Annotated in this window: 11 protein-coding genes; 3 read left to right on the plus strand and 8 right to left on the minus strand. The window is 41.8% G+C overall.

All coding sequences use genetic code 11. From position 1 onward, the window contains the following. Window positions 1-62 precede the first annotated feature (62 nt). From ACFWMP_RS04935 to ACFWMP_RS04955, 5 genes are all read right to left on the minus strand, one after another. A complete protein-coding gene (locus tag ACFWMP_RS04935) occupies window positions 63-2000 on the minus strand; it encodes an FAD-dependent oxidoreductase (protein ID WP_339246727.1) in 1938 nt (645 codons plus the stop codon). A 203-nt stretch (window positions 2001-2203) separates the two neighbouring features. Beyond that, entirely contained in the window at window positions 2204-3016 is an 813-nt protein-coding gene (locus tag ACFWMP_RS04940; RefSeq protein ID WP_379422276.1) for a MerR family transcriptional regulator, read from the minus strand. Window positions 3017-3129: 113 nt separating this feature from the next. Beyond that, window positions 3130-4173 (minus strand): YeiH family protein, encoded by a 1044-nt coding sequence (locus ACFWMP_RS04945; RefSeq protein WP_379422278.1) that lies wholly within the window; start codon window positions 4171-4173, stop codon window positions 3130-3132. 232 nt (window positions 4174-4405) lie between these two features. Beyond that, window positions 4406-6385 carry an ATP-dependent DNA helicase gene (locus tag ACFWMP_RS04950; RefSeq protein WP_379422280.1) on the minus strand — a complete coding sequence of 660 codons (1980 nt, stop codon included), beginning with the start codon at window positions 6383-6385 and terminating at the stop codon, window positions 4406-4408. 92 nt (window positions 6386-6477) lie between these two features. Beyond that, a complete protein-coding gene (locus ACFWMP_RS04955) occupies window positions 6478-7329 on the minus strand; it encodes an aldo/keto reductase (RefSeq protein ID WP_379422282.1) in 852 nt (283 codons plus the stop codon). A 197-nt stretch (window positions 7330-7526) separates the two neighbouring features. Between ACFWMP_RS04955 and ACFWMP_RS04960 the strand changes: the two genes are divergently transcribed. Beyond that, a complete protein-coding gene (locus ACFWMP_RS04960; protein ID WP_379422284.1) occupies window positions 7527-8420 on the plus strand; it encodes an AraC family transcriptional regulator in 894 nt (297 codons plus the stop codon). 400 nt (window positions 8421-8820) lie between these two features. After that, complete coding sequence (locus ACFWMP_RS04965; protein ID WP_339246715.1) at window positions 8821-9573, plus strand: SDR family NAD(P)-dependent oxidoreductase; 753 nt, start codon at window positions 8821-8823, stop codon at window positions 9571-9573. A 218-nt stretch (window positions 9574-9791) separates the two neighbouring features. On the opposite strand, the gene ACFWMP_RS04970 is transcribed toward ACFWMP_RS04965, so the two are convergent. The 3 genes from ACFWMP_RS04970 to ACFWMP_RS04980 form a co-directional block, all read right to left on the minus strand. Next, window positions 9792-11297, minus strand: a complete 1506-nt coding sequence (locus ACFWMP_RS04970; RefSeq protein ID WP_379422287.1) for an alpha/beta hydrolase family protein — start codon at window positions 11295-11297, stop codon at window positions 9792-9794. 138 nt (window positions 11298-11435) lie between these two features. Further along, complete coding sequence (locus ACFWMP_RS04975; protein ID WP_339246710.1) at window positions 11436-11582, minus strand: hypothetical protein; 147 nt, start codon at window positions 11580-11582, stop codon at window positions 11436-11438. 113 nt (window positions 11583-11695) lie between these two features. Next, window positions 11696-12052 carry a hypothetical protein gene (locus tag ACFWMP_RS04980; protein WP_379422289.1) on the minus strand — a complete coding sequence of 119 codons (357 nt, stop codon included), beginning with the start codon at window positions 12050-12052 and terminating at the stop codon, window positions 11696-11698. 175 nt (window positions 12053-12227) lie between these two features. Here ACFWMP_RS04980 and ACFWMP_RS04985 point away from each other — a divergent pair, with 175 nt between their 5' ends. Next, window positions 12228-12761, plus strand: coding sequence for a GNAT family N-acetyltransferase (locus ACFWMP_RS04985; RefSeq protein WP_379423512.1), 534 nt, complete (start codon window positions 12228-12230; stop codon window positions 12759-12761). The last annotated feature ends 66 nt before the right edge of the window (window positions 12762-12827 follow it).

Below are 12827 nucleotides of genomic sequence, written 5' to 3' on the forward strand. Positions count from 1 at the left end.
AGACGCAGGGCTCTCCACCCTGCGTCTTTAAAAATCTTCAATTATTTTCCGGGAAATTGTCGTTAATTAGCTGTCAAAGCACTGTTTGCCGCGCTCTCCCCGCCAAGACGACCTGAGGTAAAGGAGTACCCAATACCAACGCCGTTTCCAACATAAGTATCGTTAAACAACACGCCTTCAGATTCAAGACCCACAGCAAACAATCCTTTCACTGGCGTCCGTTTATCATTCAGAACTTGGAACTTTGTATTTACTAGCAAGCCCCCAACAGAACCCAAGTTATTGATCTCAGCTATGATTGCATAATATGGACCTTCTTCACCCATAGGTTCTAAATACTCAGCAGCTTTACCAAATTCAGAGTCAACACCAGTTTTTGTCGCTTCTTTATAACTATTGTAATTTTCTACAAACACGTCAACATCCATTCCTGCATTCGTAGCTAATTCTTCAATCGTATTTCCTTTGAAGCCATCTCCGTTCTCCACCATCGAATCAAATACTTTCCCGACATTTGCCCAAGGGTTCTCAAGTGTAAATTGATCCGCAAATTCAGCATAGAATTCCGGTGGCATTCCTGGAAGACTTGGTGCATGAACACCGTTCATTCCTTTGGTCTGAAGTGCATCCAATTGGGATTTCGAGACAATAACCATATGATAGGGTCCATTAAATGCACTTGTATTCGCTGCTGCAACCGAAGTTAGAGTCGCTGCTTCATCTCTGAATCTTGCGCCAGAAGTACCTACATTCATGAAATTCGGAAGATAAGTCATCATTAGTGGATAACTTGCTTCAAAAGGCTCATATTGTGCTTTTAGACCTTGGGTTGCTCTAGCTAATGTTTGGTGAAGCATTTGTCCACCGAAGTTGTCCGGTACCTTGGCTCCAGCTTCCCATGCCATTTCGAGACCTTCCCCTACGTTTTGTCCTAATCCACCGTTAACCCCTTCGAAACCAAAAGCCTCTTTAACCATCTCTTTATTTGCAGCATAACCACCCGTTGCCATTATGACACTCTTCGCTGAGATTTCTAGCGTTGTACCGTCTGCTTTCTCAGCGACTACGCCCGTAACTTCTCCAGTTTCATTCGTAATCAGCTTCTTGGCAGTCGTTTCTGTGATCACTTGTCCGCCATGTTGTTCAACCGATTCGGACAACATTTTCCGAAGGGTTTCTTCACGGGTTTCATAAGCCGGCAGCACATGTAATTGTTCACCGAAGAAGTTCAGGAAGCTAGTTTTATATCCTTTTTCGGCTAACCAATCGTAAGTTTCACCGGATTTAGTAACATATTGTCTAATCGCTGCTGCATCCACTCTCCAGTGATTGTTGACAATCCAATCCGCAATTTCTTTTTCCACATTTACTTTTAGATTATTACTAGTAGCGGCAGAGGAGTTGTAGAACTTACCTGCCCAAGACAGATTACTTGCTCCCCCGATGACACCAGTTTTTTCTATAATAATAACCTTCGCACCTTTATCAGCTGCTGTAACCGCCGCAGATACACCGGATGCTCCAGCGCCCACTACAACAACGTCGGTTTCCAGTTTTTCTGTTTTCCCTTCACCGGCTTTTTTGACACCTCCAGCTTTGAGGACTTCTAGATTACCTCCACCTTTGGTTACGGCATCCTCTACAGCGGCAAGCATGGCTTCACTGGAAAGACTGGCACCACTAACAGCATCAACCACCAAGGTTTGTCCTTCTAGAATTTGTTCTTTCATTTTTTCAAGTGCGCTATCGCCTAGGCCCCCTGTTTCCGATTGGCTTACAATCTTAATATCTTTAATTTTATCGGGCTCATCCATAGTTACTTCTACCTTAATAATTCCCTCTTTACCTTCCGCTTCCCCAGTGAACGTACCCGCTTTAAAGGACGATGACGACGAATTAGCCGACTCCCCATTTCCCGTACATCCGCTCAGCATGGAAACGATCAGCACCATACAAAAAGATAACATGAGCATTTTCTTGACGAAATTTCTGTTACGCATTCTGTTCTCCCCCAGTGTCTAAAATCTTATAACCTGAAACCGATAACGTGATAATTTTCACAAACTTAATGATTAATCAACAACGCAATCTGACAGGCTATATACCGAAGTATAAACATTGGTGCAACACCAAGGTCAATGTCTACTTTTTGTCCAACTAGAAAAAAACACCCGCTCAAAGAGCAGATGTTTAATAAGAGAAGCTATCGGATTGGGATATTCACTTCCAAATAAGATCTATTCTGGCCTTCGATTTTCTCAGTAAGCAATAATTTCCCGACCACATCTCCCGCTATGGCATAATGATTAGCCTCGATATAGTCGATCATGAACTGCAGAGAGTTCTTCGTAATATATTTTTCATCCGGACATAATATGGTAGCTGAGATACAATGACTTGGGCTAATATACTCTGCATATTCTTCGCTATCCATTTCGAATTTTTGTGCTTCTTTTTCTAGTAAGGTAAGGCCCCAGCTGTAATCAAAATTATTGTTTTCGCTGACAAAGTTATCTGTATCTTCAATTCTAAAAGAATAAAATGCATAAGGAAGCAAATCCATCCAAGTGTTGACCAAACTTTTAACCATATCATTTTTTATTAATGCATTCTTATCCGTTTGCTTTAGTCTGTACATACCTGGCAGTTGTTTAAGTTTACACGTATATAAAGAGGACTCTAATCCCCTGAGTTCTTTATGAATTTCATTCATCTTATTAAGCAGCATCGTCTTCTGCTTGATCTCTTCTTCTAAATTCAACGCTGTTTCTTGCATCCTACCCATAACTTGTTCTAAGGAAGACTCCTTCATCAGGTTTGCCACTTCAGGCAATGGAATCCCTATACTTCTGTACCATCTACTCATTAGCAAATCTCTTGCATCTAAATCATTAAAATATCTGTAATTATTGCTGTTATCTTTAGTGGGTCTAACAATATCATGTTTCTCGTATAACCTCAGCGTATCCGCAGTCACACCGAGAATGGAAGCAAATTCCCCTATGCAATATTTCAACTGATGTCCCTCCATCCATATCATGCATACCCAGCCACATGAAATGATACACAGAAGGACCATTTTTAGATATGAAGTAGTTCATTTCTTACGATTCTAATGTATGCAAAAGATCACGCCAGACCAAACCAGTGAACTAATGTAAATCCAACTAAGGACAACAAGACCGAACCTATAAGCCCTGCTGCAAAAGACTTCATCCCCAGTCGTCTAAATGCCGCCAAGTCAACGTTTAAACCAAGTCCAGCCATCGCCATAGCGATTAGCATATAAGCTATCGTTACAATTCCATTTGCCACTGATGCTGATACGATCCCTAATGAATTCACACCACTGACGAGTAAGAAGCCTAGAATAAACCAAGGAATAGGAATGCTTTTCCATGAGGCTTTAGACTGTCCACCTTGCACTTTTCTTTCTGCACGATTGGTCCAAACCCCAATTAAGATAGCGACAGGAACGAGTAAGGCCACCCGAGTCAATTTGACGATAACCGCCATATCTACTGCTGCACTCCCACCTGCATCTGCTGCTGCAATGACGTGAGCAATTTCATGTAAGGTCGCTCCAGAGAAAACCCCATAGCCTAGATTCGATAAGCCTAGTAAAGGATACAAAAATGTGTATAGCAACGTGAATATTGTACCTAAAATTGCAACTATCGCTGCGCCAATCGCAGTTTCGTCGTCTTTGGCTTTGATTTGTGGAGCAATCGCCACCACCGCTGCCGCACCGCAGATCGCTGTTCCACAGGCTGTTAAGATACTGAGTCGCTTATCAACCTTGAATAGTCGGGCAAGTCCGTATACAACAGAGATCGTAAATACGATCACAATCACAGCCAGTAGAAATACCCGTGGACCTGCAGCAACAATATCCATTAAATTCAACCGCATACCGAGTAGGATAATCCCTAGACGTAGCAGCTTTTTGCTGGAAAAATCAGTGCCATGGGTGATCGTACCCGGCACTCCAACTGTTGCCCGCCAAATAATTCCGATTAAGATGGCAATGACCAATTGGCCCATAATAGAGAGAAAAGGAAAGCCAGCTAAATATTTTGCGACTAATGCAATGATTAAGGTTAACCCAATGCCAAGTGCAAAACCAACTTGTTTCTTATTGTTCGATTGGTATAATCCATGTGAATCCCCCATGTCGTGTACACCCCTTGTATGAATCTCTAGATGACGGAGGTATGTATTTCCCTTCCCCCATGAATCAACAATAATACGCCATGGCTCGAAAGTTAAATACCAATATACTATCCGTAAGATTAGTATTCCTTATGCTTGAATTCACGCAAAAAAAAGCTCCTTCGAGAAGCAGCATGCCAGAGCATCCACCTCACCAAAAGAGCGATTGTGTTCCTATATTAAATTTCTGAATTTACACTTCAAGCTTCTGGAGCTTAGTTCCCTTCGGTAGTACAGAAGTAATATACTCGTGAACGGGATGTTGTCCTTCAGCTTCCGCAAGCACTGTCACAATTCCTTGGTCCGTACCCGTTCTGATCAGACGTCCCATTCCTTGTTTAAGTCTTAGCAGCATGTAAGGCAAATCCACATCTTCAAAAGGATTGGAGGTCTCCGCACGTTTTGCCATAAATACAGGGTCGAGCGGAGGATAAGGTAGCGACCAAATGATCACATTAGATAGTGAAGGTCCTGGTATATCTAATCCTTCCCACAGCGTCACCGCACAAAGCACACTATGCTCATCCCGTTGAAAAGCTGAGATCAGATAGCTGATCTCCTGATCCCCTTCATAGAGGAAAGAATACTTGCTGGATCCTGCTCTCTGCGAGCTGAGCTGCTTGAACTGCAGAAGTTCTTCTCGAGTACGGAATAACAACAGGGCTCTTCCTTCTGTCTGCTGAATTAGCTTCAGGGAGATCTTCATTTTCTCAGTAAAATCACCGCTCTGAAGCTCAGGTACATAGATATTCATCTGGTGCTCATAATCATAAGGTGAGTCTACAGAGAAAGACAGGAAGTCGTGTATTCCAAGACTATCCTTCAAGTATTGGAATGATTTATCCACGGATAATGTAGCCGAAGAGAATACGATTGGCATTTTTTGCGTGAATAAGCTGTCTTGAAGTACTTCCTTAACATTACGCGGCATGACAGATAGCGTTAAGCCATCGCTATCTTCTGTCGCCCAGCAGATTAATGCACCTGAATCCTCAAACAACCTCAATGCGATCTCTATGGTCTCCAAACGTTCTTCCACAATCCGCAATTGATATTCATCAATCGTGTACAGTCCACTTTCGAATACTAATTCTTCTTCAATAGCGGCAATTACACTACGCATGCGATGCACCTCACGGATTAGCGATGCATTTAGCTCAATGCTTTTTCGATCCGATCCAGGAATGGTGCGGCATTGACGACGAATGTGTTTAAACATTTGCTCACTTTGCATAATTGCTTCATCGATAAGAACAGCAAGCGTTTCACGAATCTCATTCTGTAGCAGACGAGAGATTAGTTCTTCAAAGACAACATGCTTCATTTTATAGCCTAACGCCTTCATGGCAGCAGATTCTAACAAATGCCCTTCGTCAAAAACAACTGCACAATGCTCTGGAAGCAGAGGAATTTGACCCTCTCGTTTACGCGCTTCATAAGTCCAGACATGCTCCATGTAATAATCGTGGGAACAAATGATCAGGTCGCTTGATTTCCGGTAATGATCACGGGACAACGTTTGTCCACAGCGATGACGCATATCACAAGTAAAACAATCCTGAAACGTATCCCAGTTGATCTTATTCCATTGTTCATCATTCAGATCTGAATAATCCCTACGGTCGCCGTAGGCATGGAACTGCTGCATCGGTGCATGAGAATGTACAAAATCAGGTAAAGTACCATACAAACTCTCCAGCGGCAAGCTCCCATCATCATTGTTGCGAGCATGGTCCAGCTTTTTCAGACACATATATTTATCTGGAGATTTCGCTAGTCTGGCATCAATATTCATATTCAGATGCTTCGCAAGCTTGGCAATATCACCCTCTGGCTTCACCAACTGCTCAATCAAGGACTCGTCCGCACAGGCGATAATCGCAGGTTTGCCCATATACCTTGCATAACAAATGCTATACAACAAATACACTAAAGTCTTACCCGTACCGACCCCTGCCTCAGCAAAAATCGTCTTCTTCTCAGCAAAAGCTCGCTCCACCTGAAACGCCATGTAAATCTGTTCATCACGAACTTCAAACCCTGCCTCAGGAAGAATTTCATAGAATACATCGCCGACCCATTCCCCTACTTGCTCCATAAAAGGTCTGGTCCGATCATATTCAAAAGGATACTGTGTCGCCAACAAGCCTACCTCCAATATTTGATCAGGCATATCACGTTATGCCATGAAAAATAGAATCAACGGAAAAACTCTATTATCTCATAAGATTGGAGTAATTACAAAGTAGTTCATTCGAAAATATGTTAGATATCGAGTTTACGAGTACCAATCCATTTCACCATTTCAGGATCCCGATGTGAAAAGAACAAACTCTGATTCGTATCTAACTTAGCAATGGATGCCATATCCTCTTGGCTTAATTCAAAATCAAAGATATTGAAGTTTTCGATAATTCTTTCTTTACGAACTGACTTCGGAATCACAACGATTTCTCTTTGTGTGAGCCACCGTAAAATCACCTGAGCCACGGATTTATTATACTTTTCAGCTATGGATACCAGTAACTCATTCTGGAACAAATTATTTTTCCCTTCAGCAAAAGGCGCCCATGACTCGATTTGAACATTATTTTCTTTCATAAATTCCGCATTTTCGATTTGCTGGTTGAATGGATGCGTTTCAACCTGATTAACAGCTGGGACTACTTCATTTTGAAGAATTAAATCAATCAAACGATCCGGGTGAAAATTACTAACGCCGATCGCACGGATCTTGCCCTCACGATATAATTCCTCCATAGCTCGCCATGAGCCAAACACATCGCCAAATGGCTGATGAATTAAATACAAGTCCAAATAATCAAGCTGTAATCGGTTCAGTGATTTTTGAAATGCTTTCTTTGTGCGCTCATAACCCGTATCTTGAACCCAAAGCTTTGTAGTGATAAATAATTCCTCTCTTGCCACGCCACTCCGTTTAATAGCCCTGCCAACTGCTTCTTCATTTAGATAAGAGGCGGCAGTATCAATCAGGCGATAACCTGCCATAATAGCGTCATAAACGCTTTGCTCACATTCATTTGCATCTTGAATCTGATAAACACCAAAACCGAGTATAGGCATTTCAACATTATTGTTCAAAACTACTTTTTGCATAATATTACCCTCCAAGTTTTCAATGATTATGTGTAAATCCTCTTTCTGTTTGCATATCCTTATTATGTACCTGATGACAAAGTGACCGTTATCCCATTCTTGCCAAATGTTTGCCTAATCCTCTCACTAACACTTATGTAAGGGATGAATATAGACTATAATCAGACTATAAAGAGATAACGAAATGAGAGGATCAAATGCCTGAAATAATCACTAAACAGCAGAATGAACTCGTAAAAATCATTGACCATTTCACAGAAAAAGATGGTGTTCACCAAACTGCTATTCCCTCTTTATTTTTCATGCGTGACTCGAATGCGTCCATACCAAAGCATGGAGTTTACAAGCCTTCCTTATGTTTGGTGGTACAAGGGGCTAAGGAGGTATGGCTGGCACAGGAGCGTTTTAGATACACCCCCTCCGATTACCTCATTGCATCCGTTCACCTGCCAGTTACCGCCCAAGTCACTGAAGCCACTTCCGATGTTCCATACTTAGGGTTCAAGCTTGAATTTACACCAAGTCAAATTTTAGAGGTTTTACAGGAATCTGAAGTTCGAATTTACGCTAAAGAAAATCCTAAGCGAGCTATGTTTGTTAGCCAGATGGAGTCTTCCTTAATGGATGCGGTCCTACGGTTAGCTCGATTGTTAGATCAGCCTAAAGACATTCCAGTGTTAGCTCCATTATTTACAAAAGAGATTCTTTATCGGGTGCTACAAGGGCAAAATGGGATTGCATTGGAGCATATTGTAATGGAAGGAAGCTCAACTCATCTAATCAAAGATGTTATTGAACATATCATGAATAACTATGCTAGTTCTTTTAAGATTGAGGAGCTTGCCGAAATAGCGAATATGAGTGTTTCTTCGTTTCATCGGTACTTTAAAGAAGTAACTGCAATGAGCCCCATTCAGTTCCAAAAACATCTGAGACTTCAGGAAGCCCGCCGGTTATTACTAACCGAGTCAGCAGATGCCACCGATGTGGCATTTCGAGTAGGCTATGAAAGTCCTTCGCAATTTAGCCGTGAGTATTCCCGCATGTTTGGTTTTCCGCCTAAACAGGATGTAAAGCGTCTGAAGGCATAACACGTTTAGATAAAACCTAATCTTAAATAGTAACTGACCCAAATAAGGGTTAGCATAGCTAACTGTAAAAAACGATAACTTAGTAAGACTAGTAGGCAGCCGGTCATCACGACAGCCAGATGCCGCAAGCTTGCAGGTCGATCAATACCTCGTAGGGTGCCAATAACGGAACTTCCGTCGTTGCGACTCTGAAATTCTGCGGTCCAAAGACTCTAATTTGTTTCATATGCCCCTCCATTAAGTAGTTCAATTATTTTGTTAGTTTTATTATGTAATAACAACATTATAATAACTAACAATCTGCTATCAAATTTATTATTTACAGTGTAAAATAGGATATAATCTATCTTTATTCTGATAGCATTAGCAAATTAACTACTGATTACAAGGAGGGCTTATTATGGTAAACGTACAAGGACGATGGGCACTTATTACGGGGGCAAGCAGAGGCGTCGGTTATGAGACAGCGATTTTCATGGCCAAGCAAGGGTGTAACCTTATTCTACATAGTCGAAACTTAGAACATACCAAGAAAGTGAAGGAAGAGGTACAAGCGCTTGGTGTTGATGCATATTGCGTACAAGCCGAGCTTGCCAATCACGAAGAAGTAGTTGCCATGCTAGATGACATTGAAGCTAAAGAAATCCCTGTTGATATTATTTTCAACAATGCAGCCGTGCAAATCGCTTACAGAAGAGATTACTGGCAAACTCCTGTGGAAGACTTCGATATGAGCTTCCGAATTAATTTCATTTCCATTGCGACGATTTGCCACCGATTGATTCCTAAGATGATTGAACGGGGCTTCGGACGTGTCATCAATACAACAAGCGGAATTAAGAATGAACCAGAGCAGGCAGGATATGCAGCAAGCAAAGCAGCCCTTGATAAATTTACGAAGGATTTGGCATCGAGGCTGGAAGGCACCAACGTTATGATTAATATTACGGATCCAGGGTGGTGCAGAACCGATCTAGGAGGCCCGAACGCACCTGGAGCAGTGGAGAACGTTATTCCCGGAATCGCGGTAGGTGCTTTTGTGGATGACAAGAAGAGCGGACGATTCCTCCATGCGCAGAATTTTACTGGCATGACATTGGAGGAAGCCGTTGCCAAAGCGGAAACAATCGAAGCTAATCCCTATATTATATAATCTATGAATTCTAGAAGGCCAGTGAGCTCAAATAGAAGCCAAGAGCCATTTCAAAGATGAAATCATACGCTCAATTACGAGTATCCATTGATTATCCAAAAGATCTTGTATTCATTCTTCTTAGACAAAATAATAACTCCCCTTCAAGTAACGGTTATTAATTAAACCCCTGTCTACTTGAAGAGGAGCTTATCAAAATCGGTAGCCTGTTACGTAATTTATAATAGTGAGGTTACGAACTTTACCTCCGGAAAGCGACTATTCGGTCCTTTCATTAAGATTCCGCCTTGATTTTTCAGATACATATCGAAGAAATCCAGCATATAGGCATTGATAACGGAGTTTGCTCTTTCAGGAGCAATCTTTCCGGTAATGCCCAGTATTTTGAATATCGGAGTAATGAACTGTACGTCGGTAAAATTCAAATGCTCCGTATTTTCGATATAGAGGACTTGTCCCCCTACGTCGACTGTTTGGCGCATCCGTTCAAGCTCCAACTTTTTATCTTCCGTTACTTTATCCTCCCACTCTCTTGTTGAGCCCATACGGTTAAGCTCTGAATCCGTGTAGACCCGGTTATCCATCACCATTTTTAATTTTTCAAATTCGCTTTCCGAGTGGATGAACAAAAACGGCTTACGCAGACCCTCTCTGTCACGCAATCGATAAAGCCCTCCATCAAAGTCTATTCCAACCGCGATTCGCGGATCGTAAGAAGCGTCATAGGCCGTCGCTCCACCGATGGAATGACCGAACACACCGACATTACCGAGATCAACTCTCCCTTTTAGATGACTTGGAATCTTCCCCGATTGGATGAGCTCAAATTGGTCCAGCACAAACGCCACATCGTCGGTTAAAACTTTACCCAACTTGTCGCGATTACCTCTTTCCGTCTGGTAATCATGGTCAGGCGAGAATAAATCGTTGGTTGTGCTGGTCGTGATTCGACCGTCCGGAAACTCGGTTGCAAATGTATTATAGGTGTGGTCAATCACTGCCACGATATATCCGTGACTCGCGAGATATTCAGCTTGCGCCGTGTGGAGGAACCTGGAAGAGCCGAAGCCGGGATTCGCAAGGATCAGTGGGTATGAAATCTGTGCAGAAGAGACTTCAGCCCCCGAATAAGAATGACTGGATACGTACTTTAGGTGTTGTAAAGTAAACTGGGGAAGGCCATAGTTCGTGGCCATATAACGTAAAATCTGGGTATCTGGAATAAAGGGAGCGTACTTGCCAGTGCCATCTTGAGCCGGATACCATACCTGAACCATCAATTCTCTCTTGCCTGTCGCGGTTTTGCTAAATGTTTCCTCACGGTTTTGGTCTATGAAATGAAAGATTTGCGTGCCTACCTGCAACTCGCCGGTTGGCGCCGGAAAGTCGAATACAGGAAACACATATAGGAAGCACCCCGTTGCGATTAGCCCAAACACGATAAAAAGGCGGCCCAGCACCCTACGAATTCGCGAAGCAGTCCGAGCGACTTTCCGCGTTCTAAAAACGTCTATAAGCGAAAGCATAAGCATCAGGATTGTAAATCCGTATAAAAATACAAGCTGAACCCTGTATCCTTCGACAAGTAAATGTATCACTAAAAAAATGGAGCCTGCTCCGCTTGTCAGGAGCATAGCAGATCTTCGAATACGTTGATTTAAAATGAACAGGAGTCCAAAAAAACTAGCACTTGAAAAGAATAGCAGCATTTCAAAAAACCTCACGACCAACTCCCCCTTAAAATTAATCCTCTCAATGGATTAGTATAGAGGAGCTGTTAGGTTGATGCCATTGATCTAGATGACATTTCATTGATCTAGATGACAATTACCTAACACTTTTGTAAGGTTTCGTGAAAAAAATTACTGAACATGTATTTCTGATTTGATATCATGTTGACTTAAAAATTTCATTAAATCATTACTCAGCTGCACAAACTCATTGTTAGCATTATTCGCATAATCCGGCAGCATCATATCCCTAACCATTTTAGTTCGTAGCCATGTCATAAAGAAAAGATCCAACAATAAGTTTGGAAATTCAAGCACCATTTTAAGCATTGGTGGGTCAATTGAAACACCAGCTTTTTGTATTGCCCTTAGATACGCTTTTAAAGTGACTGTTATTTTGCGTGCAGCCTTTCTAGTTCTGGCTCTTTTTTGTCAATGATCTTATTCTCAGAATGCAAAATGCTCAACATGGCAATGTCTGATACGGAATGTGTGATTAGATACGACTGCATATCCTTTTTAATAACGTAGGGAAGCTTTGCTAATTTAAATAATTTTGCGAGGTTTTCTATGCGTTCTGTCACTACACCATTAATTTCTCCAAATGCAGTTGCCGCTATAATCTTTGGTAGAAATCGAGCATGCAATACTTCATCTTTAATCTGTCCACCGAAGCCAGGAAAAGCTGGTAAAAGTCTATCCCCTACGATATCCAGCCACGAAGAAAATCCAATTGAATTACTAGACATTGCGCTTGTTGGACTATTTTTTTAGGGTAAGTTTTAGTAAAATATCCTTACAATAATAAAGGAGTGTGTGCCAATGATTGTCACCCTGATTTCTCTACGGTTCAAATTTCAACTGTAAACAGGGGGCATTAATGAACACGTCCCCGTTTGCAAGATATGGGGGATTACAGTGTCAATTAACAAATCACTTTTCTCTGGGCAATTAGTTCGTTTATGCGCATCCCGCCCTGAAGATGCCACAACCTTGGCGTTATGGAGTGAAGATGCGGAATATCTAAGGAACTTGGATACTGACTTCGTCATGCCGGATTCTGTTGAATCATTCGAGAAATCGAACAACAATAGTACAAAAAGTATGGAATTTCATTTGCGAACTATCGAAAGCGATATACTTATTGGATTTGTTGCTCTGTTTAGCATCGAATGGAACAATCAATGTGGAAAAATGGCAATTGGCATTGGCGATCCAAACTTTCGGGGCAAAGGCTACGGCACTGATGCGTTGCGTTTGATTCTAAGGTATGGATTCTATGAACTGAACTTACATCGAATCGGACTCGATGTCATCAGTTACAATAATAGTGCAATCCATGCCTATCAAAAAGTCGGATTCCAAGTTGAAGGCACGATGCGGGAATCTGTACTAAGAGACGGGCAGAAGTATGATCGTATTCTAATGAGTATCCTGCGAAACGAATATCAGAAATAACGAAAACAAGGAGCCATCAAACTGGCTCCTTATTTCATTTACTTTCGTAACAAGCTTTTCTTAAAA

The organism is Paenibacillus sp. NPDC058367, assembly GCF_042723305.1.
Classification (GTDB): domain Bacteria; phylum Bacillota; class Bacilli; order Paenibacillales; family Paenibacillaceae; genus Paenibacillus_AQ.